Annotated in this window: 17 protein-coding genes; 16 read left to right on the top strand and 1 reads right to left on the bottom strand. The window is 65.3% G+C overall.

The genetic code is table 11. The features are described 5' to 3' along the window. The first annotated feature begins 32 nt into the window (after positions 1-32). The 11 genes from G5C50_RS29645 (at position 33) to dnaB (ending at position 14677) form a co-directional block, all read left to right on the top strand. Positions 33-3713, top strand: coding sequence for an efflux RND transporter permease subunit (locus G5C50_RS29645; protein ID WP_165075004.1), 3681 nt, complete (start codon positions 33-35; stop codon positions 3711-3713). Between the two features lie 7 nt (positions 3714-3720). Further along, a complete protein-coding gene (locus G5C50_RS29640) occupies positions 3721-7149 on the top strand; it encodes an efflux RND transporter permease subunit (RefSeq protein ID WP_165075002.1) in 3429 nt (1142 codons plus the stop codon). 337 nt (positions 7150-7486) lie between these two features. Next, complete coding sequence (locus tag G5C50_RS29635; protein ID WP_165075000.1) at positions 7487-7702, top strand: hypothetical protein; 216 nt, start codon at positions 7487-7489, stop codon at positions 7700-7702. A gap of 104 nt (positions 7703-7806) precedes the next feature. After that, positions 7807-8874: a DUF1559 family PulG-like putative transporter gene (locus G5C50_RS29630; RefSeq protein WP_165075051.1), complete on the top strand. Its 1068-nt coding sequence runs from the start codon at positions 7807-7809 to the stop codon at positions 8872-8874. Positions 8875-8969: 95 nt separating this feature from the next. Further along, the gene (locus G5C50_RS29625) at positions 8970-9464 is read left to right on the top strand and encodes a tRNA (cytidine(34)-2'-O)-methyltransferase (RefSeq protein WP_165074998.1); all 495 of its coding nucleotides are present in this window, start codon (positions 8970-8972) and stop codon (positions 9462-9464) included. Between the two features lie 207 nt (positions 9465-9671). After that, positions 9672-10319 carry a 50S ribosomal protein L25 gene (locus tag G5C50_RS29620; RefSeq protein WP_165074996.1) on the top strand — a complete coding sequence of 216 codons (648 nt, stop codon included), beginning with the start codon at positions 9672-9674 and terminating at the stop codon, positions 10317-10319. Positions 10320-10378: 59 nt separating this feature from the next. Beyond that, positions 10379-10948 (top strand): aminoacyl-tRNA hydrolase, encoded by a 570-nt coding sequence (gene pth, locus G5C50_RS29615; RefSeq protein WP_206107911.1) that lies wholly within the window; start codon positions 10379-10381, stop codon positions 10946-10948. Positions 10949-11005: 57 nt separating this feature from the next. After that, positions 11006-11413, top strand: coding sequence for a 30S ribosomal protein S6 (rpsF, locus tag G5C50_RS29610; RefSeq protein ID WP_165074994.1), 408 nt, complete (start codon positions 11006-11008; stop codon positions 11411-11413). A 153-nt stretch (positions 11414-11566) separates the two neighbouring features. After that, positions 11567-12109 (top strand): single-stranded DNA-binding protein, encoded by a 543-nt coding sequence (locus G5C50_RS29605; RefSeq protein ID WP_165074992.1) that lies wholly within the window; start codon positions 11567-11569, stop codon positions 12107-12109. A gap of 249 nt (positions 12110-12358) precedes the next feature. After that, positions 12359-12970: a 50S ribosomal protein L9 gene (rplI, locus tag G5C50_RS29600; RefSeq protein WP_165074990.1), complete on the top strand. Its 612-nt coding sequence runs from the start codon at positions 12359-12361 to the stop codon at positions 12968-12970. Positions 12971-13234: 264 nt separating this feature from the next. Further along, positions 13235-14677: a replicative DNA helicase gene (dnaB, locus tag G5C50_RS29595; RefSeq protein WP_165074988.1), complete on the top strand. Its 1443-nt coding sequence runs from the start codon at positions 13235-13237 to the stop codon at positions 14675-14677. 10 nt (positions 14678-14687) lie between these two features. On the opposite strand, the gene G5C50_RS29590 is transcribed toward dnaB, so the two are convergent. Then, positions 14688-16463, bottom strand: a complete 1776-nt coding sequence (locus G5C50_RS29590; protein WP_165074986.1) for a hypothetical protein — start codon at positions 16461-16463, stop codon at positions 14688-14690. Positions 16464-17563: 1100 nt separating this feature from the next. Between G5C50_RS29590 and G5C50_RS29585 the strand changes: the two genes are divergently transcribed. The 5 genes from G5C50_RS29585 to G5C50_RS29565 form a co-directional block, all read left to right on the top strand. Next, entirely contained in the window at positions 17564-18532 is a 969-nt protein-coding gene (locus G5C50_RS29585) for an acyl-ACP desaturase (protein ID WP_240907417.1), read from the top strand. Between the two features lie 627 nt (positions 18533-19159). Further along, positions 19160-20560 carry a tyrosinase family protein gene (locus G5C50_RS29580; RefSeq protein WP_165074984.1) on the top strand — a complete coding sequence of 467 codons (1401 nt, stop codon included), beginning with the start codon at positions 19160-19162 and terminating at the stop codon, positions 20558-20560. Positions 20561-20683: 123 nt separating this feature from the next. Then, on the top strand, positions 20684-21016 hold the full coding sequence (gene metG / locus G5C50_RS29575; protein ID WP_165074982.1) for a methionine--tRNA ligase subunit beta: 333 nt from the start codon (positions 20684-20686) through the stop codon (positions 21014-21016). 10 nt (positions 21017-21026) lie between these two features. Beyond that, the gene (locus G5C50_RS29570; protein ID WP_165074980.1) at positions 21027-22631 is read left to right on the top strand and encodes an SAM-dependent DNA methyltransferase; all 1605 of its coding nucleotides are present in this window, start codon (positions 21027-21029) and stop codon (positions 22629-22631) included. Further along, a partial coding sequence (locus tag G5C50_RS29565) for an alpha/beta hydrolase (protein WP_165074978.1) occupies positions 22631-23386 on the top strand: 756 nt, incomplete at its 3' end. The genes G5C50_RS29570 and G5C50_RS29565, both read left to right, overlap by 1 nt.

The following is a 23386-nucleotide window of genomic DNA, read 5'->3' as shown; positions in this document are numbered from 1 at the left end:
CACCGCATCGTCGAGCCCCGAGGCGCCCCGCCGTGTTCACGCGCTTCTTCATCGATCGACCCATCTTCGCGTCGGTCATCTCGATCGTGATCACGCTCGCCGGCGGGCTGGCCCTGTACAGCCTGCCGGTGGCGATGTTCCCCCAGATCGCGCCGCCGACGGTGATGGTCACCTGCCAGTATCCGGGGGCCAACGCCCAGGTCGTCGCCGACACCGTCGCCGCGCCCATCGAACAGAAGGTCAACGGCGTCGACGAGATGATGTACATGTCGTCGCAGTCGACGAACGACGGCAACTACACCCTCACCGTCACGTTCAAGCAGGGGATCGACCTTAACCTGGCCCAGGTCCTCGTCCAAAACCGGGTCGCGCTGGCGACGCCGATGCTCCCCGACGTGATCAAGGCGACCGGCGTGACGGTTCGCAAACGCTCCCCGGACATCCTCCTGTCGATTGGCATTTACTCTCCCAACGGCCGGTACGACCAGCTCTATCTGAGCAATTACGCCCTGATGCACGTCCGCGAGGAGTTGGCGCGGGTTCCGGGGATCAGCGACGTCAACGTCCTGGGTACGCGCAACTACAGCATGCGGATCTGGCTCGACCCGGACAAACTCGCCATTCGCGGCCTCAACGCCGGCGACGTCGTGGCGGCCCTCCGTGAGCAGAACATGCAGGTCGCCGCGGGCTCGGTCGGACGCCTGCCGTCGGACTCCGGCCAGAGCACGCAGTTCACGATCGACACACTCGGCCGAATGAACGAGGTCGATCAGTTCGGCGCGGTCATCGTCCGTCGAACAGGCGACGGCCGGCTCGTACGCATCCGGGATCTCGGTGAGATTGAGATGGGGGCCCGCAGCCTCGACATCGACAGCGAGATCAACGGCATGCCTGTGGCCAACATGGCCATTTTCATGCTCCCGGACTCCAACGCGCTGGAGACCGCGGACGTCGTCCGAGCCAAGATCGAGGAGCTCAAGAAGGATTTCCCCGAGGGCGTGGACTACATGATCCGATACGACACGACCCCGTTCATCCGGGAGTCGATCCAGGAGGTCTTCAAGACCCTCCTGGACTCGGTCGTGCTGGTTGCTCTGGTCGTGCTCCTGTTCCTTCAGAACTGGCGGTCGGCGTTGATTCCGCTCGTCGCCGTTCCAGTCGGCATCGTCGGGACCTTCGCCGTCATGCTGGCCCTCGGTTTCAGCCTGAACAACTTGACGCTGTTCGGGCTAGTGCTGGCGATCGGCATCGTGGTCGACGACGCCATCGTCGTCGTCGAGTCGGTCGAGCATCACATCGAGCACGGCATGACGCCCCGAGCGGCGACGATCCAGGCGATGTCCGAGGTCTCGACGCCGGTGATCGCCGTCGGCCTGGTGCTGACGGCCGTGTTCGTCCCCTGTGCGTTCATTGCGGGAGTAACCGGGCAGTTCTTCCGACAGTTCGCCCTCACGATCGCCTCCTCGACGATCCTCTCCACGATCAACTCGCTGACGCTCAGCCCAGCCCTGGCCGCGATGCTCCTGAAGCCTCGCGAGAAGGGCGAGTATCAGGCGCTGCCGCGATTGGTCCTGGCGTGCCTCGGGGCCTGGCTGGGATATACGATCCTGGGGCCGCGACTGACGCCCTATCTGGAACGGGTTGAAGCGCAGGTTCAGTCGCGAGCCTCGGTGTTCGACGGAGCCCACGAGCTGATGAGCCGGCTCGGAGCCACTCCCGAGCAAACGGCCCTGATTCTGGGGGGGCTGATCGGCGCCGTGGTCCTCTGGCTCCTCTCTGGTGTGATCAATCGATTCCTGGGCGGTTTCTTCGCGATCTTCAATCGGGGCTTCGTCGCCACTGCCGGCCTGTATTCCCGCCTGGTCGGCGGCCTCTTGCGAGTCTTCCTGCTCGTCTTCGTCGTTTACGCCGGCCTGATGTTCTTGACGTACGACACGTTCATCAAGACGCCCCGCGGCTTCGTCCCATCGCAGGATATGGGCTACATGCTGGCGAACGTCCAGCTGCCGGACTCGGCCTCCCTGGAGCGAACGCGCACGGCGCTTCGTAAGATCGCCAAGATCGCTGGCAAGGAGCCGGGCGTGGCGTCGACCGTGGCGATCACCGGGCAGTCGCTGCTGCTGAGCGCTTTCGGATCGAACTTCGGAACGATGTTCATCACGCTCGACGAGTTCGGCAAACGCAAGTCCGATGACCTCTATTACGAGGCCATCATGAACAGGCTGCGAGGGAAGCTCTCGGCCGCCGTCCCGGAAGCCCAGGTCTCGATCTTTGGGCCTCCGCCGATTCGAGGCGCCGGCCGTGCAGGCGGCTGGATGCTTATGATTGAGGACCGCGGCGATCTCGGCCCCGAGCGACTCCAGCGCGAGATCGAGAAACTCGTGTCCGCCGCGAACGTCAGTCCGACGAACGGCGGAATCGACGTCAACGGTGAACGCATTCCCGCTCAGGCCCCGACGCCCGCCGGTGCGCCCGAGGCCGACAAGAAGCCGAACAACCTTTCGGCAACGCTCAGGCAACTGCTTGAGGGAGGGCCGGCGAAGCGGTCGCCGGTCGTCGATGGACTGACGGCCGTCTTTCGCGCCAACGTCCCGCAGATCTTCCTCGACGTCGACCGGGACGCCTGTCTGGTCAAGGGACTGACCCTGCGCGACGTCTTCCAGACGCTGCAGGCGTACCTGGGCTCGCTCTACGTCAACGACTTCAATCTCTTCGGCCGGACCTGGCAGGTCGTGGTCCAGGCCATGCCCAAGTATCGTGACCAGAAGGACGACATCAGTCGGCTCCATGTCCGCAACGACCGCGGGACCATGGTGCCGATCGGCGCGGTGGCCCAGGTCAAGGAGATCAACGGGCCGCTCATCCTCACCCGCTACAACATGTACCCGGCCGCTTCGATCAACGGCTCAGCCGTCCCCGGCGTCAGCTCGGGGACAGCCATCGCCGCGATGGAGAAGTTGGCCGCCCGTGAACTGCCGCAGGCGATGAGTTTTGAGTGGACCGAGTTGGCCTATCTGGAGCAGCTCGCCGGCAACACGGCGCTGTACGTCTTCTGTTTCTCGATCGTGATGGTCTTCCTCGTTCTGGCCGCCCAGTTCGAGAGTTGGTCGATGCCCCTGGCGGTGATTCTCTCGGTGCCGCTCTGCATGCTCAGCGCCGTGGTGGGCGTCCGCAACAGCGCCTCGCTGGGGGTTCACAACGCGGGGACGGACATCAACATTTTCACCCAGGTCGGACTGGTGGTGCTCGTCGGCCTGGCGAGCAAGAACGCGATCCTGATCGTCCAGTTCGCCAAGTTGATCCACACGCAAGGACATTCAATCCGCGAGGCGACTCTTGAAGCCTGCCGACTTCGACTACGTCCAATCATCATGACCTCGCTGGCCTTCATCCTGGGCGTGGTCCCCCTGCTCTACGCGCACGGCGCCGGGGCCGAGATGCGGAAGTCGCTGGGCGTCGCCGTGTTCAGCGGCATGCTCGGAGTCACGCTCTTCGGCATCGTCCTGACCCCCGTTTTCTTCTACTCCATCGACCGCGCCGCCGAGTCGCGCCTGTTCGCGTCGCCCTGGGTCCGATTCGTCGGCGGGGCGTTGCTCGACGTATTGACCCTCCGCATCCTCTGGCGACCTGCCTGGTCGCTGGCCAGACGCGGAGCGGCCGCCGCCCGCCCCCGCCGGAAGCCTTCCAAGCCGCAACCCCTGGACGAGGACTGAGGCCGCCGTGTTCTCGCGATTCTTCATCGACCGACCGATCTTCGCCTCGGTGCTCTCGATCGTGATCACGCTCGCCGGCGGGATCACCCTCTGGACGCTCCCGGTGGCGCAGTACCCCGACATCACGCCGCCGACCGTCGAGGTCGCCGCGTTCTATCCGGGGGCGAACGCCCAGGTCGTCGCCGACACCGTCGCCGCGCCCATCGAGCAGCAGGTCAACGGCGTCGAGAACATGATGTACATGTCGTCGCAGTGCACCAACGACGGCAATTACACGCTCACCGTCACGTTCAAACCGGGCGTCGACCTGAACATGGCCCAGGTCCTCGTCCAGAACCGCGAGGCTCTCGCCGAGCCGATCCTCCCCGACCTGGTCAAGCGCCGCGGCGTCTCGGTGACGAAGAAGTCGCCGAGCATCTTGATGATCATCAACGTCTACTCGCCCAACAACACCCGCGACAACCTCTATCTGAGCAACTACGCCACCATCCAGCTTCGCGACGAGTTGGCCCGGCTCGACGGCATCGGCGACATCACCTACATCGGCCAGCGCAACTACTCCATGCGGGTCTGGCTCGATCCTCAGAAAATGGCCTTCCGCAACCTTGGAGCGTCCGACGTCGTCCGCGCGATCGAGCAGCAAAACGTCCAGGTCGCCGCCGGCCAGTTGGGCCAACCTCCCGTCGACACCGGGCAGGCGTTCCAGTTCACCATCACGACCCTCGGCCGCCTCAGCGACACAGACCAGTTCGCCGATATGATCCTGAAGTCGGACCCCAACGGCGCCATCGTTCGCCTGCGGGACGTCGCGAAGGTCGAGTTGGGCGCCCAGGGCTACGACCAGGCCTGTACGCTCGACGGTCAGCCCACCGTCGCGCTCTCGGTCTACCAGCGCCCCGGATCGAACGCGCTGGAGGTCGCCAATCTGGTCCGCGCCAAGATGGAGGAACTCAAAGACCGGTTCCCCGAAGGCGTGGACTATTCCATCGCCTACGACACGACGCCGTTCATCACGGAATCGGTCAACGAGGTCTTCAAGACCCTTCGCGACGCGGTGATCCTGGTGGCCGTCGTCGTGCTGCTCTTCCTTCAGAACTGGCGGTCTGCGCTGATCCCTCTCATCGCGGTGCCTGTCGCCGTCGTGGGGACGTTCGCCGTGATGGCGGCGATGGGTTTCAGCCTGAACAACCTGACGCTGTTCGGGCTGGTGCTGGCAATCGGCATCGTGGTCGACGACGCCATCGTCGTCGTGGAGGCCGTCGAACACCACATCGAGCACGGCCTCCCGCCTCGCGAGGCGACGATTAAGGCCATGGAGCAAGTCTCCTCGCCGGTCGTCGCGGTGGGCCTGGTGTTGACGGCCGTGTTCGTCCCCTGCGCGTTCATCTCGGGGATCATCGGCCAGTTCTTCAGGCAGTTCGCCCTTACGATCGCGACGTCCACCCTGATCTCGGCGTTCAATTCGTTGACCCTGAGCCCGGCCCTGGCCGCAATGCTGCTGAAGCCCCGCAAGAAAGGGACGTTCGAGGCGCTGCCGGGCCTGGCTTTCGTGCTCGCCGGAGGCTGGGCGGGAGCGACGTTCCTCGCTCCGCTCCTCGCGTCCTACATCCCCCAAGCCTACACGCCGTCGAGGCTGACCCACGATCAGTTCGCCATGATTCTCGGGGCGCTGGCCGGCGGCGTCGGCGGCTGGCTGGCGGGCTTCCCACTCAACCGTCTGCTGGGCTGGACGTTCGCCGCGTTCAACCGTGGATTCGACGCCTCGGCCGGATTTTATACGAAAATGGTGGGAGGCCTACTCCGCGTCAGCGCCCTGGTGCTGTTGCTGTACGGCGGTCTGCTCGGATTGACGTACTTCGCCTTCACTCGAACCCCAGCCGGGTTCATCCCCTCTCAGGACAAGGGCTATCTGCTGGTCAACATGCAGTTGCCCGACTCCTCTTCGTTGGAGCGGACGCGAGCCGTCATGAAACAGGCCGAGGCCCTGGCTCTGAAACTGCCGGGAGTCTCCCACACTTTGGCGATCGCCGGCCAGTCGATTCTCATGAACGCTAACGCTCCGAACTTCGGCGCGATGTACGTCATGCTCGACGACTTCCACCACCGTGCGAAGGAGGGCCTCTCCGGTCCCATCGTCGCAGCCCAGCTCCAAAACGCCCTGCAGGAGCAGGTCCACGAAGGGGCGGTGAACGTCTTCGACGCGCCGCCGGTCGACGGTCTGGGGACCGCGGGCGGCTTTAAGATCGTTCTGGAGGATCGTGGCGATCTGGGCTCGAAGGAGTTGGAGACCGTGGCGAGCCGCGTCGTCGCCGCGGGCACGGCCTCGCCCATGCTGGAGGGCCTCTTCACGAGTTTCCGAGCCGACACTCCCTGGCTCTATCTGGACGTCGACCGTGAGAAGGCGAAGCTCCTGGGCGTCTCAATCGCCGAGTTGTTCAACACGCTCCAGGTCTATCTGGGCTCCCTCTACGTCAACGACTTCAACCTCTTCGGCCGGACCTGGCAGGTCAACGTCCAGGGTCTTGCGGACTTCCGCCGCCAGCGCCGCGATCTGGCGGGGCTGAGAATTCGCAACGACGCCGGGATGATGGTGCCCCTCGGTTCGATCGCTCGACTGCGCGACGTCAGCGGCCCCGTCATGATCCTTCGCTACAATCTCTATCCCTCGGCCGCGATCAACCTCCGTCCGGCCCCCGGCGTCAGTTCGGGTCAGGCTCTCGACGAGATGCAGCGCGTGGTCGGCGACGAGATCCCCCAGGCGATGCGCGCCGATTGGACGGAATTGGCGTTGCTTCAGCGTCAGACCGGCAGCACGGCGATGTTCGCCTTCACGCTCGCGGTGATCCTCGTCTTCCTTGTGCTGGCCGCTCAATATGAGAGTTGGGCCTTGCCGCTGGCCGTCATCCTGGTCGTGCCGATGTGCCTTCTTTGCTCCTGCATCGGCGTCAACCTCTGGAAGATGGACGTGAATATCTTCACGCAGGTCGGGTTCATCGTTCTGGTGGGCCTGGCGTGCAAGAACGCCATCCTCATCGTCGAGTTCGCCAAGCTCCGAAGCGAAGACGGGGCCACCGCGTTCGACGCCACGCTCGAAGCCTGCGAACTGCGACTCCGCCCGATCATCATGACGTCGATGGCCTTCATCCTCGGCGTCGTTCCGCTGATCCTCTCGACGGGCGCCGGCGCCGAGATGCGCCGCACCCTGGGCGTGGCGGTGTTCAGCGGCATGCTCGGCGTCACCATTTTCGGGATCTTCCTGACGCCGGTGTTCTTCTATGTGATCCAGCGCCTCAGCGGACGACGTCCCCCCGAGGCGGTGGTCGCGCACGGGCACGCCTCCCACTCCGCCAGGGCGGTCGACCCTGGGCAGATCGATACGGAATTCGAGCTGATTCCGCATCGTTCCGCATCAGAGTCTTCCGAGGCCCACCGGTAACCGGCGGGTTCTGACGCCCTGAAGAGACGGCCATCGATACCGAACGCCTTCTCGCTGAAAATGAACGTTCTTCAATTATTCCTGCCCTCGTCGTACACCCTTGACAGGTGACCGAAGGGCCGGGTTATGATCGTCTCTCGATTTCGAGTATTCGATTCCCTTGGCGATTCCTCGGTCCTGACCTCCTCTCCCTGGACTGAGAGTCGTTCGCCTCTTGAGTGCTAGGTCCGACCCATTCGGTCCTGGGGTCGTGTTTCATTCGCGACCCGGGTGCTCAAATGTATTAATCCGTGCACCACGAGCGCACGAAGTGTCCTGCCGCGGGAGCTTTGCAGACATGGCGCACCGCCGTTGTTTCCTAAACCTGATCCTCGCCACGGCTGCGGCGACGTCGTTCGTCGGCTGCACTAGCTCGGAGGTGGCCGGCCCCGACATGAAGGCTGCGGCGACGGACGCTTCCTCTCCTTTAATCAAGGGGGGCGAGGAACAGCCTCCGGTGAAGGTCAAAGGGAAAACCGTCTCCGCGCGTGAGGCAGCCGGCATCGGGCGTTGACGAATCCCACCCGCCGCTTGATCTGTCGGGACCGTCCGCCACGCCCAAGCCGACTTCTCTCCGCCAACTCCCGCTCCATCGTTATCCTTTCTTGGGAGTTCTCCATGACCTCTGTGTCCGAATCTCCAAGCCTCCGGCGCGATCGCGGCTTCACGCTGATCGAGTTGCTGGTGGTGATCGCGATCATCGCCGTCCTCATTGCCCTTCTCTTGCCGGCGGTCCAGGCCGCCCGCGAGGCAGCGCGTCGCGCCCAGTGCGTCAACAACCTCAAGCAGTTGGCGTTGGGCGCCGCCAACTATGAGAGTTCCAACGGCTGCTTCCCTCCCAGCAACCTGACACAGATCCGTTATCGCGACATGACCACCAAGGACAGCCTGAGCATCTGGTTCCGGCTGGCCCCGTTCATCGAGCAGAAGGGCGTCTATGACGCTGCCAACATGAACCTATGTCAGTCGGACTTCGAGAACCTGACCGTCATTGGCCAGGGCATCTCCAGCCTCTGGTGCCCGAGTGATCCGTTGGTCTCGCAACCCGTCGCGATCACGACGGCCAATTTCGGGGTGGCTCCGCCGGCCGGCAGCTGGCGGATGCAGTTCAGCAGCTACGCCTGCAACGCGGGCCTCTGGTCGTTGTCGATTCGGACGACGAACACCAACTACGCCGCTCGCCTCGCCGGCATGTCGGGGGTGATGTACGGTCATTCCAACGTCACGATCGCGGGGATCACCGACGGTACGAGCAACACCATTTCCTTCGGCGAACATGCCCATTCACTGCTGCCCCAGACCATCGGCACCACGCTCGTCCGCGACACATTCCACTGGTGGTCTTCGGGGTATTACACGGACAACACGTTCCAGAGCCTCTGGCCGATCAACGCCCAGAAGTCCGTCTCCAAGACCATCTACAACAGCACGTCGTACATCGAGGACCTTCCCCTTCACCTCTCCAGCCTCCATCCGGGAGGCGTGAACGTCTCGATGGTCGACGGCTCGGTGAGATTCCTCCGCGACAGCATCGATACCTGGATGCCGGTCCCCCCTGGCGACGCACCTGCCGGCGTAGTGTACGCCAGCAGCAATTACACCATCTCGCCCGGCCAGAAGATCGGGGTCTTCCAGGCCTTGACCACCCGAGCCGGCGGCGAGATCACCTCGGCCGACTCCTACTGATCTGATTGCAAGACTGAGTCCGCTCTCAGCGCCCGACGACCGGAGGACATCCTCCCGTCGCCGGGCGTTTCGCCTTCACCAGGGGCCGACGCTCGATGCCTTCTCCTCCTCTCCAAGTCATCCTCTTCGAACCCGAGATCGCCGCCAACGCCGGTGCGATCGGCCGGACCTGCGTGGCGGTCGGCGCGGCGCTCTGGCTGGTACGCCCCCTGGGCTTCCATCTCGACGATCGTATGGTCCGCCGTGCGGGCCTCGATTACTGGGAGCACCTGAACCTCCGGATCGTCGACTCCTTAGACGAGGTCGTCGCCGCCATCGGAATCGACCATCTGTGGTGGTTCAGCACCAAATCGACACACCTGTATACGGAGGCTGTCTTCCACGCTGGGGACGGCCTGATCTTTGGCCCTGAAAGCCGCGGCCTTCCTGTCCGCCGGGTGACCGAAGCCCGCGAGCGGGCCCTGAGAATCCCCATGCGACCCGAAGCCCGCAGCTTGAACCTCGCCAACGCCGCGGCGGTCGGGCTTTACGAGGCTGTTCGCCAGGTCGGCTTCGGTAATTCGCCAGCCGTCGGCGATCTCCCGTCTTGAAGGATTCGGGTCGGATTTGCATAATGGACGGATGCGCGGCCTCCAGGGCCGCATTTTTCGACGGGCGAAGTGCGACGAGCGACCGCTCGCGGCGACCCTTCTCGGAGGGAGGTCGTCGGCGCAAGGTGCGTCGAGGGAAGCCCGCGGCTCTCTTTTCAATGGATCAACGGAACCCCGCCCGGCGCGGTTCCGTCGAGGCGAGCGACGATGTCCGAAGCACTCAAGTTGAAAGTCGAAACCCGAGACCCCGCCAAGAACAAGGGGACGGGCAGCCGCGCGTCACGCAACCTGCGCAAGTCCGGCCGGATCCCTGCCGTCATCTACGGCCATAAGCAGGCCGTGGTCCCCATCAGCCTGGACGCGATCGACGCCCGGTCGATGATCGCCGCCGCCAGCCACCTGGCCGAGCTCGATCTGGGCGGCCAGACTGAGACCGTGCTGATCCGCGAGGTCCAGTGGGACCACCTCGGCCGCGAGATCCTCCACGTCGATTTCGCTCGGGTCGACAAGGGCGAGCTGATCGAGACCGACGTCGCCCTGGAATACAAGGGCGAGGCCGTCGGCGTCGGCGAAGGGGGCGTGCTGGAGCCCGTCGTCCGCACCCTGACCGTCAAGTGCCCCGCCGGTTCGATCCCCGACTCGATCAAGGTCGACGTCTCCGGCCTGAAGCTCAACCAGGGCGTCCACGTCCGCGAGTTGACTCTTCCGCAGGGCGTCGTCGTCGAGGCGGACCCCGAACTGCTGCTCATCCACGTCGTGTCGCCGACCCAGCAGACCGAGGCCGCCTCGGCCGAGGGCGAAGCGACCCAGCCCGAAGTCATCAAGCCCGAGCGTAAGGAGAAGGAGGCCGAGTGACCTCGGCGCGGGGGGCCGGCCCCGGCCCTTCCCCCGCCTTGCCGTAGGGAGTTCTCGCCTTGCCATCCCTGAAGCTCGTCGTGGGGCTGGGAAATCCCGGCCCCAAATACCACGGGACCCGGCACAACATCGGTTTCGACCTCGTCGACCGCATGGCCGCCGGCGCAGCCTTCACTCGCAAGTTCGAAGGCCTGCTCGCCGAGGTCGAGATCGACTTCCGCCGCGTCCTGTTGCTGAAGCCCGATACGTTCATGAACCTCAGCGGCCGATCGGTCGGCCAGGCCGTCCGGTTCCACAAGATCGAGTTGGCCGACGTCCTGGTGGTCTGCGACGACCTGAACCTCCCCGTCGGCAAGCTCCGTCTCCGAAAGGGGGGCTCCGACGGCGGCCAGAAAGGGCTCCGCGACGTCGCCGCCCACTTCGGCACCCATGAATTCCCCCGCCTCCGAATCGGCATCGGCGAGCCGGAGGAGGGCCAGGCCGTCGACTACGTCCTGGGCCGCTTCAAAGGGACCGACCGTGCGAGAATCGACGACGCCCTGATCCTCGCCTCGCAGGCCGTCGCCGTCTGGGCCTCCCAAGGGATGCAGGCGGCCATGAACCGATTCAACGGACCGTCCCCCACGTAACAGACAAGCCAAACACCCACACCCGAACCTGACGACGACCCAACGGAGACCCGACCCTTGCCCGTCCACACCTATGAAGGCATGTTCCTGCTCGACAGCACCAAGGCCGCCGCGGCCTGGGACGACACCGTCAAGCAGGTCCACGACATTCTCACCAAGTACGAGTCCGAGATCGTCGCCAGCCGCCAGTGGGACGAGCGCCGGCTCGCCTACCCGATCAACGGCCACAAGAAGGGGACGTACCTCCTGACCTACTTCCGCACCGACGGATCGAAGCTCAAGGAGATCGTCAACGACTGCCACCTCAGCGACGTCATCCTTCGCGAGCTGATCCTGAAGGTCCACCCGAAGCTCGAGGAACAGCTCGTCAACCAGGCGATGACCTCGAACCCGAACGTCGACGCCGAGAACGCCTCCGACGACGACCTCGACGACCGTCCCCGCCGCCGCCGTCGCGACGACTGAACGCCCCGGCGCGGAAGACCCAACTGGCGCGACCGTTGCAACCCCATCCATCGACGCGCGAATCGACTTGCAATCTAGGGAACAACCGTTTACCCTTATCTGCAAGCCGTTTCGCGTATTGAGTACTCGGACAGAAGGGAAAGGAGCGGGGCGATGCCGGATTTGAACCGCGTGCAGTTGATGGGTCGTCTCACCTTCGATCCCGAACTGCGACGGATCCCCAACGGGACCGCCGTCGCCGAGCTGCGGATGGCCGTCAACCGCTCCTGGCAGGGGCGCGACGGAGACCGCCGCGAGGAAGTCCTGTACATCGACGTCACCGTCTGGGACCGGCAGGCTGAAACCTGCTGCCAGATCCTCCGCAAGGGGAGCCTGATCTTCGTCGAAGGCTCCCTCAAGATGGACCAGTGGGAAGACAAGACGTCCGGCGAGAAGCGCTCGAAGGTCCGCGTCCAGGCCGACCGCGTCCAGTTCCTCGACAGCCGCCGAGACGGCGGCGGCGGAACCGGTTACGCCGGCGACGAGGAGTACGGAGCGCCCCCGGCCCGTGAGTCGGCCCCAGCCCGTCGCCCCCGGCAGGATCAGGACCGTGGTTTCGACAACGGCCCGCCCCGCGGCGGCTTCGCTCCGTCGAACTCCAACGCCGGCCGCGCGGCTGTCGCACCGGACCAGGGAGACGACGACATCCCGTTCTGACCCCCGGCGGGCCGAACCACGACAGTGCACAGACGCACCTATTGGAGATTTCGGCCCGATCGGTTTTAATCGACTGCTTGCGCGTCCGTCGTCGATGAAGAGCGCTCCGCGCCCTTTCGAACGGCTCGCCCTTTTTTCCTGAAGTACGTCAACGGCTCGGCGCGGCTCTGCGAGATGAGAGGATGGGGGAGGGCGACGAACGCCCCCAACGCCCGGCGCTTGCCTAAGGATCGAAAGCGACAATCGACAATGGCGAAGACCCAGACCAAGAATAAGCCCAAGTCCCAGGGCAAGGCGAAGGGCGAAGGCGCGAAGAAGTCCACCCCGGCCGGCCCCCCCCGCCAGCCCGGCGTCGAGCGCCGCAAGAACCACCCGCTGCGGGCCAAGGACGGCTACATGCACGTCCTGCTGACCAACAAGGTGCCCTTCGTCGGCGACGCCGGCGACCTGGTCAAGGTCCGCCCCGGCTTCGCCCGCAACTACCTGCTCCCGCAGGGGCTGGCCACCTTCGCGACCCCGCACAACCTCCGCGTCGTCGAGAAGCACCGTGAGCGTCTCCGCGCTCTCGAGGCCGCCCGTCGCGCCGACCTCATGGCCCTCGCCGCCCAGATCGCCCAGCGCTCGCTGACGATCGAGGCGAACGCCAACGAGGACGGCCACCTCTACGGCTCGGTCAACGCCGACCAGATCGCCGCCGCCCTCAAGACCGACGGCTTCACGATCGCGACCGAACAGGTCAAGATCGAAGGTCCGCTCAAGGAGCTGGGCCTCTACATGATCAAGCTCCACCTGGGGCAGGACATCGACACCGAGGTCAAGCTGTGGGTCGTCCCGACCCACACCGAGGAAGCCGCGGTCTGACCTGCCGCCGAATCTCGGGGCGTCCGGCCGCACTCTCGCGGCGGACGCCCCGCTCCTTGCCTCTCCTCGCCGTCGGCCTGCCGCCGGCAAATCCCCACATCCCCTCGCGACCCCACCCCTCCGCTCCACGGATTCCCGTTTTCGACGATGCCTGCGGCGTCGTCCGCCGATACAATCGTTCAGTCGACTGAACAACCAGCGTTCCCTCGCGCGCCGAAGACGACGGGACCGCCGGCCTCGGCATTCCAAGGAGTGGACTCGGTCATGGCATCCGTCCCCGCGGGATACAGCAACAGCCAGGGATTCGGACGGGAAGGGAAGAACGGCAACGGGCCCTTTGGTCGTCACGAGCCGGCGATCGGCGACCGTCTGCCGCCTCAGAACCTCGATGCTGAGCGCAGCGTCCTGGGCGGCATCCTGCTGGACAACGACGTCCTGCACGACATCGTCTCGTTCCTGACGCCCGACGACTTCTACCGCGACGCCCACCAGATCATCTTCCGGGCCGTCCGCGAGATGTACAACGACGGGAAAGCCGTCGACGCGGTCACCCTGGGCGACGAGCTGGAACGCCAGGGCGTGATGGAGCAGATCGGCGGCGACGACGGCCTGTCGGAGATCGCCAACAGCGTCCCGCATGCCGCCAACGCCCGCTACCACGCCGAGATCGTCCGCCAGAAGTCGGTTAGCCGCCAGTTGATCCAGAGCGCCACGGAGATCATCCGCGACGGCTACTCCAACCTGTTCACCTCGCAGCAGCTTCTGGAGTCCGCCGAACGCAAGGTCTTCGAGATCGCCGAGGACCAGATCAAGGGCCAGATCCACGACCTGGACGTCGTCCTCGCCGAGGCGATGGACCGGATTATCAAGCGATCGGAGGATTCCCACGCCGTCACCGGGGTCGGAACCGGCTTCTACGACCTCGACGACATCACCAGCGGCTTCCAGCCCGAGCAGCTCATCATCCTGGCGGCCCGGCCCAGCATGGGGAAGACGGCTCTCGCCGTGAACATCTGCGCCCACGCGGCCGTCAATCTCAAGGTCCCCTCGCTGATCGTCAGCCTGGAAATGGGCCGGCTGGAGTTGGGCGAGCGAATTCTCTGCGGCCACTCCAAGGTCGACCACCACAAGATCCGGACGGGACGCGGTATGGACTACCGCGAGATGAGCAAACTGAGCAAGGCGTTCGGCGAGATCAACACCTCGCCCATCCACATCGACGACACGCCCTCGCGGAACATGCTCCAGATCACGGCCTCGGCGCGTCGGTTGAAGATGCGGCACGGGCTGGGTCTGATCATGATCGACTACATCCAGCTCATCGACTCCGACGACTCCCGTGACAGCCGCCAGGAGCAGATCGCCAAGATCAGCCGCCGCCTCAAGATGCTCGCCCGCGAGTTGCATGTGCCGGTGATCGCCCTTTCTCAGTTGAACCGAGCCGTCGAGAACCGCGAGGACCGCCGGCCCCGCATGGCCGACCTTCGCGAGTCGGGCGCCATCGAGCAGGACGCCGACATGGTGCTCCTGCTCCACCGGCCCGACTACTACGACGCCAACGACCAGCCCGGCATCGCCGAGGTCATCGTCGCCAAGAACCGCTCGGGACGAACCGACACCGCCAAGCTCGTCTTCATCAAGAACCTCACCCTGTTCGACAACCTCTCGCACGTCGAGCAGCCGATCGAGGAAGGCCGGCCGTTCTGACCGGGCGCAATCAAGGAGCGTGGGCCGCCCCGCTCGTCGGCTTCGACGACGGCGGCGGCCAGACGTCCCCGGCCGCGTACCAATCCGGCCGGGGCGGCGGCTCCAGAATGAAGTACGGCCCGAGCGCCTGCCGGACCCGAGCATGATCCGCCGGCTGACCGTGCTCGGGCAGGTCCAGGAGGTCGACCCCGTCGCAGCGGTCGGGCAACAGCGGAGCGTCGATCCGGCCGAATGCGGCGTGGATGGCGTCGCGGCCGATCCCCATTCCAGCCGCCGTTTTCTGCGCGAGGTCATATCGCCGCAGATGCTTCCGCTGGTTCGCGGCCTCGTCCAGCAGCAGCGAGGTGGCCCGCATCCGCTGCAGTTCTGGGATCGGAAAGCGCGCGGCTTCCGAGGCCGTCATCTCCGGGGCGCTGTGGATCCAGAGGTCCTCCACCCGAGGCCGGTTCAGGGCGGCCAGCACCGCCGCGAAGGCCAGAACCCCCAGCGCCGCCTTGCGGCTCAACGGCATCGACGCCGGCTGGGACTCGACCGCATCCGACTTCCTCGGCCCCATCCACCAGCCGACCACGAGGAGGACCGCCCCGACCTGGGGCGCGACGTGGTACCAGGGCACCATCATGTCCACGTTAAACGTGCGTAAGTACTTGTAATCGAGATAGCCGCGGACGGTCCATTCCATGAGATAGCTCCCCGCCAGGAACGTCGCGCCGGCGATCTCGATCGGGTTGAACGCCCCGAGTCCGCCGCGACGGAACCGGGGGATCGCCCAGAGGCCGAGCAGGCCGAGGGTGAGCAACGCCCCCTGCCCCGCGGTCGTCTCGGCGGCCAGGCCGAGGTTCCCCAGGACCAGGCTCTCGGGGATGGCCTGCATCGTGTGGAAGACGCCCTCGACGGGTCTCACGGCCTCGGCCGTCGTCCGACCGTGGAAGCTCGTCCGGCTGTCGACTTTCCCCGCGCCCAGGACGACCGAGAGCCCCACGGCGAGGGCCGTCGCCGCGATCGGCGCCAGGGCCGCCTTGCGGCACGACCGTCGACCATCGAGCCACAGATAGATTGCCGTCGTCGGACCCGCCAGATGGCCGATCGTCCAGAGCCATCCCGCGCAGGCTGTCGACGCCATGCAGAGCCCGAGCGCAAGCCACGACGGCGACCGCCGCCAGGACTGCGCGAACCAGAGAGCCCCGAGGGTCGCGAACGCCGCCCAGAGCGGTTGCCCGGCCGAATACCACGTCCCCGGCGCGATCATCAGCGAGGTCGTGCCGACCCCGACCGCCGCCGCCGCTCCCACGGCCTGGTTCCCCGTCTCTCGCGCCGTCAGCCGGCCCACGAGAACCATTGTCGCCGCCAGGATCCCGTACGATGCGACCGCCAACACGTCCGGCAGCCGCGCCAGGCTCCCGGCCGAAGCGACCAGAAACCAGGTTAGGAGCCGCCAGGCCGGGACGACGTGGGTGAAATGCGGTGTGAACAGATTCGCCATCGTCCGCGAGAGGTTCCGCGAGGCCGACACGTAGATGAAGTCGTCGCTGTAGAGCCGGTGGATCCACAACGGGTCGCGAGTGATATGCCCCCCCGCGAATGGTTCATACGGGTTGAAGAACAGGATCCCCGGCGCGCAGAGAATCGCCCCCCAGAGGACCAACAGCCCCAGCCGGCCGACCGGCCGCGCCAACCAGGCGTTCACCCGCGCGAACGGCCCCGCCGCCGCGACAGCCCGCTCCGCCCGGCGTGTCGGCTCATGCGTCGGCGTCCCCTCCTTGGATTCCCGGGGCGGCTTCCTCATCCGCGACGCCCCCCGGATTGGCTTCCTTCGCAACGATCCGAGAGCAAACTCATCGGACGCAAGCTATTGGCGGAAGGGGTTTTGAGAACGAAATCGGCATGGATCGCGACGGCTTCGTTTGACGATTTCTCGCCGCTCGCGACGGTTCCAGACGGAAGCCATCGAACGCCTGCCGGTTGGGTTGCACCAGGAGCGGAGGAGGAAACGGGGAAAGGCAGCCGGCACCGAATCGATCCAAGAGCCTGGACTCCTGGCACCGGCAGACCGACCACCGGATGCAATCCGAACGGGAACCGCTCCAGGGGTCGCCCAATGCCAACGACGGCCCCGCGGGATTGGGTTCGCTCGGACGGCTCGACGACCAAAGCCATCGACCGCAAGTCGTCTAATGGCAGACGGTTGGACATCGAAATCGGGGCCTCCACGATGGCTTCGTTCGGTCGCTTTCGCCTGGCGGGCCGGTCGCGCCGATCCCCTTCTCCGCGGAGATCCGAGCCCAGCCCTCCAATTCGATACGATACTACCAAGACTCCGGCTCCATCACGGGCTTCCACTCCCGTCCAGGCGTGGAAAGGGAGGCCGACGTCGGCCGTCCGGAATGTCACGACTTTGCGGGCCGCGGAGAGAACGGGAGCCTCCGACGACAACGCCAAGAGAGGTTCCTCCGGTGACCTGGCCATGAAACCCGACGATCGGAAGTCGACTTTGGGCTCGAAACATCGAGAGCGCCTTCCAGAGGCCGCACCACGCCCGATCGCTCGGCTGGTCTGAAAGCTGGGTTTTCGATATGGTCTGCGGATCAAAGGTGTCCGTCCCGGAGAGGACGGATCAAGGAGGAAACTCGGCACAGGGCGGCTGCCGTTCCCAGAGGAGAGACCCGACCGCATCGACCACGATCGCGGTCGGCTCAGGCGTTGGGAGATTCGCCCGGGCGGGGTTGATCGTAAACCTAGAGGATGCCGGAAGAACCGCCGGATCCCTCTGCCGACGATGCTCAGCGTCGGCGGCAGTTCGCTCTCAGTCTCCGCCTCCGAACTCCCTTTGCAACCAACTTCTGAACACCTCAACCGCCCGGCCCGGCAGGAAGACCTTGGCCCCAGGTGATAGAAGTCATTGAAAGCCTCCAGGACTTCGTTTCCGACCAGTTGTCGCTGCTTCTTCCGATCGACGAAGCATGGCAACCGACCGATTTCCTGCCCGATCTCAACGCGGACGACTGGGCGGATCGGCTGAATCGCTTCCGCGAAACGGCTCGGGCCCTGCCTGACGAACTCCTCGTCGTACTCGTCGGAAACATGGTGACCGAGGAGGCGCTGCCGAATTACGCGATCTCGGTCGAGCGGATCGCCAGGGACCCGACCGGAGGGGGGCAGGCTCCGTGGGCGCGCTGGCTGCGAGGCTGGACCGCCGAGGAGAACCGTCACGGCGACCTGCTCAATGCCTACCTGCGGCTCTCGGGCCGCGTCGACATGAGGTCGATCGAGCTGACCATCCACCACCTCATCAGTGACGGCTTCACCTCCGGGCACGAAGGGCACGAATACGCCGGGCTGATCTACTCCGCGTTCCAGGAGCGTGCGACGCGGCTCTCACACGGGAACGTCGCCCGGATCGCGGTCAAATGCGGCGAGGAGGGCCTCGCCAAGATCTGCCGCAAGATCGCCGCGGACGAGACGCGCCACGAGGTTTTCTACACCCGAATCGTCGCCGAACTCTTCGAGCGCGACCCCGAAGCGACGCTCCTCGCCTACCACTCCGTGCTCAGGCGGCTGATCGCCATGCCCGGGAGCCGGATGACGGACGGTCAACTGCCGAACCTCTTCGATCACTTCGCCGCGGCGGCCCAGCGCTCCGGCGTTTACACGTCCCGAGACTACGCCGCGATCATCCGTCACCTGAACACCACCTGGGGACTGGAAAACCGCTCCTTCTCCGGCAAGGCCGCCAAGGCCCAGGACTACCTCTGCCGCCAGCCGGAACGCTACGAGAACCTCGCAGACGAGATCGGTGCGCGAACCGCCGACCAGCCCTCCGTCCCGTTCGCGTGGTTGAACGGCCGTACGGTGTAAAGCCCAAGGTGGGCGGGCACGCAACGAGCTATGTCGCGAATCAGAAGCCTGCGAGTCGATATCGTCGACCCAACGCAACACACCTAGGCAGCCGATTCGCAGTGGTAGGCCAATTCTCGGTTCGAGAGTACGTGGCCGAGTATCGGTTTCCTTCGTGGGGGAAGGTTGCCGCGAAGGGAGCGAAAGAGGAGCGACCAGAGGAAGAGGTGTGACTAGCACAGAAAGGGAAACAATCCAACCGAAAGGTATACCCATCACAGGCCGACGGGAATCCGTTACTCCAGGGAAACAGGTTCCTGAACCGACAACCGATTAGCCGATGAGGCGTACATTCATCGACCCAGGCGGGGACCGCCGGGATGGACTCTCGATTAGGAGTGCCATCTTTGCGAAGCGGTGATCTCCCCTATGGCCCATCGAATCGTGACCCGTCGCGAGGTTTTGGCAGTTGGCCTCTCCGCCGCGTTAGGCGGATGTGCCCGTCGAGGCCAGCTAACTCCCTGCGATTGCGGTCCCCAACCCTACGTGCCGCCTACTCCCAGCCCCTGGCCTCCGCCCCAACCGATCCCGCCTCCAGGCCCAAGTCCCGCACCCGAGCCATCCCCTGGCCCGGACGGCAGGATTCGGATGCGCAAGAGCTTCTCAAGCCTGACGTCCCGCGAATTGGACTCGCTTGAGCGTGGCGTCCGGGTTATGAAATCGCGGCCCAAGCACGACCCGACTTCCTGGTGGTACCAGGCCAACATGCACGGCTACCTTGACCAGGAGGAAGAAACGATACTGGAAGCCTGGGGAAGCTGCCAGCATGCCAATTGGTGGTTCCTGCCCTGGCACCGTGCCTATCTGTTCGCCTTCGAGCGCATCCTCCGCGCCGCCTCGGGCGACGTCGAGTTGACACTTCCCTATTGGGATTGGACAGATCGCTCCCAGCGGGCCCTACCGGATCGATTCTTCGACTCGGATAGTCCGCTCTTCGAGAAGAACCGCTGTATCAAGCAGGGAATGCCAATCGCTGCCACCGCCGTCGCCTGGGAACATGCGTTCCGCGTTGTCTCGTTCGCATCGCCTTGTGGCGGCGAGGGGTTCGGTGGCCCCTACAAGAGAGAGCCCGGCCATCGGGAACACAACCGTAATTTCGGAGCCCTCGAAGTCTGCGCCCATAACGCGGTGCATACGGAGATCGGCCATTGGATGGGCAATCCTGATACGGCCGGGCGAGATCCCATCTTCTGGTTGCATCACGCCAATGTCGACCGGCTCTGGGGCGAATGGCTCCGCCTCGGCAGAGGCCGGAGGAATCCGGATGACCCCCTCTGGCTTGAGACCCGCTTTACCTTCTTCGACCCGGGCGGAAGACGGATTGAACTATCCGCATCAAATGTGTTAGACCTGGATCGGCTTGGGTATTACTACGACAAGGGCGTCAGTGTCCAGGCCGTCCCGCCTTCCTTGGCCGGGCCTCAGCGCCGGAACGTCATCAAGGCGTTCCCGCCAGGTATGATGGAGGAAGTTATCGCCACCGACGGAACGCCGCGGACCTTGGGCAGTTCCCCCCAGACGGTCCGGCTCGCCGTCGAGCCGGCTCAGCAGCCAAGACTGACGGCCGCGTTAGGAGGCTTCCAAGGACTAGGCGATGCCGACCACAGGATCGTGCGAGCCATCTTCACCGACGTCCGATACGATACGCCGCCGAGTCGGTATTACTCCGTCTACATCAATCTGCCCGACCTCGCGCAGGCCGGCGACCCGAACACCCCCTACTTTGTGGGCCTAATCACCTTCTTCGAATCGGCGAGCCAGGCGGCCATGGGCCACCGGGACGGGATGAAAGCAGGTCAAGGGGCCAGCATTACCTTGGACCTCACAGAGAACCTGCGGGAATTAGGTCTCTTAGGCGCATCGGCGGACTCCATCACGATAACGCTGGTTCCATCCGACGCGAGGGCCGGGATGGCGGCGGACCCGCTGGTGGGTGCCGGTCCGACCGTCTCGGTGGGCCACATTACAATCGCGGCTACCCCCGAGTAGAGCCGGAGCGGAGGCTGCGAGGGCAGGGCCCGCGCCTTTCGTCTTGGATTTCTCGCCGCGACGGGTCACAATCGGGTGCGATTTTCCCCGACCGTCCGCCCTTTTTGCGAGAGAACGAGGACCGTGGCCGATCCCATCACGTACGACGACTTCGCCAAGATCGAACTCCGGGTGGCCAAGGTGCTGGAGGCGCGTCCGCATCCCAACGCCGACAAGCTGCTGCTCCTGCAGGTGGACGTCGGCGACCAGCAGAAGCAGATCGTGGCCGGGGTCAAGGCCCACTACGCGCCCGAGACGCTCGTGGGCAAGAACATCATCATCGTGAACAACCTCGCGCCGGCGATGCTCCGCGGCGAGACCTCCAACGGCATGCTCCTCGCGGCCACCTCGGGCGAGAAGGTGATCCTGCTCACGGTCGACGACGCCGAGTGCGTCCCCGGGGCCAAGATCAAGTAAGGCCCGACGCGTGGGCAAGAAGGAGTTCGGCGACTTCCAGACGCCCCCCGAATTGGCCGAGGCGCTCGTCAAACGTCTCGGTCCGATCGGCGGGCGCTGGGCTCGCGTGCTGGAACCCACCTGCGGGCGCGGGAACTTCCTGCGGGCCGTGCTCGATTCGCCCCACCCTCCCCGCGAGGCGATCGGGATCGAGCGGCAATCGGCCTATTGCAACGAGGCCCGCGCCGCGCTGAACGGTCGCGCGACGATCCTGGAAGCCGACCTCTTCGGCGTCGACCTTTCCCGCCTCCCCTGGTCAGGGGACGGGCCGATCCTGATCGTCGGTAATCCTCCCTGGGTGACCAGCGCCGAGCTCGGCCGCCTGGGGAGCCTCAACCTCCCGGCCAAGCGGAACGTGAAGGGCCTGGAAGGGCTGGAAGCCCGGACGGGCTCGGCCAACTTCGACCTCGGCGAGGCCGTCTGGCTCAAGCTCCTGGCCAAACTCTCAGATCAACCGGCGACGATCGCCCTGTTGTGCAAGTCGGCCGTGGCCCGAGCCGTGCTCGACCACGCTCGACGTCTCGAGACTCCCATCACCGCCGAGCTGATCGAGATCGACGCCCGCCGTTGGTTCGGGGCGGCCGTATCGGCTTGCTTCCTGATCTTGGCACTTGGGCGCTCAAATCCTACTGGCCGCATCGCCGTCTTCCCGAACCTGGAGGCGACAGCCCCCGTTCGCACGATGGGCGTCGTCCGCGGTCGATTCGCGACGGACTACGAAACGGCTCTGGCCCACGAAGACGCGCTCGGCGGCTGCCCGCGGGAGTGGCGTCAGGGCGTCAAGCACGACGCCGCCCCCGTCGTGGAGTTGACCGCCGACGGGCCGGGCGGCCCGCTCCGCAACGGCCTGGGTGAAGTCGTCGACGTTGAGCCCGAATGGCTCTACCCGCTCGTGAAGGGCGCCGACCTGAAGCGGCCCGCACGCGAGCGTCCTCGGCGGGCCCTGATCGTCACGCAGCGGAAGCTTGGCGACGACACGACCGCCATCGCCACGGAGGCCCCTCGGCTCTGGGCTTACCTCAACGCCCACGCCGATCGCTTCGCCCGTCGACGATCGTCGATCTACGACGGTCGACCGCCGTTCGCGATGTTCGGGATCGGCCCGTACTCCTTCGCCCCCTACAAGGTCGCCGTCGCGGGGGTTCATCGCCCGGCTCGGTTTCGTGCGGTGGGACTGGTCGCGGGAAAGCCGATCGTCCTGGACGACACCTGCTATCTGCTCCCCTGCTCGACCGCCGCCGAGGCCGCCGTCCTTGCCGCGCTGGGGAACGACCCGATCACCCTGGAACTGCTCCGCGCGTTCGCCGCGCCCGGGTCGAAACGCCCGGTGACCAAGGCGGTCCTCCAGGCGATCGACCCGACCGCCGTGCTGCGGATGGCCGATCGACGGGCGGTCGTCGCGCGGGGCGTCGAGACGCTCGTCGAGGATCTGCAATCGCTGGAGACGAATCCCGAGGCCATGATCGAATCGGCCATCGAATCGCTCGCCCCGTTGCTTTCGCCGAGCGGCGATCCGACACTGGGTCGATTCGATCCAGAGTCTGAGCCCCCACACAGATCCGACGAGGAGACGTGATGGCCTTCGCCACGATCCAGTACTTCAGCCGGTCGCTGATGAAAGCGTCGGCGTTCAACATCATCTTCCCCGACGATCCAGCGAAGGCCCGCCCCTGGTCCACGTTCTACCTCCTCCACGGACTCTCCGACGACCACACCATCTGGGCCCGCCGCACGAGCATCGAGCGTTACGTGCAAGACTTCCCGCTGGTCGTCGTCATGCCCGACGGCGGCCGGAACTGGTACACCAACGCCCAGGAAGGCTACGCCTACGAGGACGACCTCATCAAGGACGTCGTCGGACTGGTCGAACGGACCTTCCCCGTCCGCGCTGAACGCGAAGGCCGAGCGATCGGCGGGCTCTCGATGGGGGGCTACGGCGCGGTGAAGCTGGGGCTGAAGCACCACGAGATGTTCTGCAGCGTCAACTCGCATTCGGGGGCGGTGGGCTTCTTGCAGGCCGACCCGAAAGAAGGCAAGAAGCTGAGCCCGGAGTTCCCCCGAATCTTCGGCAAGGAGCCCAAGAACGGTCCGGAAGACCCCTTCGCGATCGTCGAGCGGATCGACCACGGCCGAATCCCGGCCATGCGGATCGACTGCGGCACGGAGGACTTCCTGCTCCAGCAGAACCGCGACTTCCACAAGTTCCTGGAAGACCGCCACATCGCCCACGAGTACCAGGAGTTCCCCGGCAACCACAACTGGGGTTACTGGGACGAGCACATCCAGGAGGCGATCGCCTTTCACACGCGCAACCTGAAAATCGCCAAGAGC

This window comes from Paludisphaera rhizosphaerae (genome assembly GCF_011065895.1).
GTDB classification, from domain to species: Bacteria; Planctomycetota; Planctomycetia; order Isosphaerales; family Isosphaeraceae; genus Paludisphaera; species Paludisphaera rhizosphaerae.
Note: the sequence above shows the minus strand (reverse complement) of the source record. Positions and strands in the feature narration are given on the sequence as shown.

What these genes read in the sequence shown, in the direction of transcription:
- G5C50_RS29625 (WP_165074998.1), top strand. Translation starts at nt 8,970, where the DNA reads ATGCCTTCTCCTCCTCTCCAAGTCATCCTCTTCGAACCCGAGATCGCC.
- G5C50_RS29620 (WP_165074996.1), top strand. Translation starts at nt 9,672, where the DNA reads ATGTCCGAAGCACTCAAGTTGAAAGTCGAAACCCGAGACCCCGCCAAG.
- dnaB (WP_165074988.1), top strand. Translation starts at nt 13,235, where the DNA reads ATGGCATCCGTCCCCGCGGGATACAGCAACAGCCAGGGATTCGGACGG.
- G5C50_RS29630 (WP_165075051.1), top strand. Translation starts at nt 7,807, where the DNA reads ATGACCTCTGTGTCCGAATCTCCAAGCCTCCGGCGCGATCGCGGCTTC.
- G5C50_RS29590 (WP_165074986.1), bottom strand. Translation starts at nt 16,463, where the DNA reads ATGAGGAAGCCGCCCCGGGAATCCAAGGAGGGGACGCCGACGCATGAG.
- G5C50_RS29605 (WP_165074992.1), top strand. Translation starts at nt 11,567, where the DNA reads ATGCCGGATTTGAACCGCGTGCAGTTGATGGGTCGTCTCACCTTCGAT.
- G5C50_RS29635 (WP_165075000.1), top strand. Translation starts at nt 7,487, where the DNA reads ATGGCGCACCGCCGTTGTTTCCTAAACCTGATCCTCGCCACGGCTGCG.
- G5C50_RS29580 (WP_165074984.1), top strand. Translation starts at nt 19,160, where the DNA reads ATGCGCAAGAGCTTCTCAAGCCTGACGTCCCGCGAATTGGACTCGCTT.
- rplI (WP_165074990.1), top strand. Translation starts at nt 12,359, where the DNA reads ATGGCGAAGACCCAGACCAAGAATAAGCCCAAGTCCCAGGGCAAGGCG.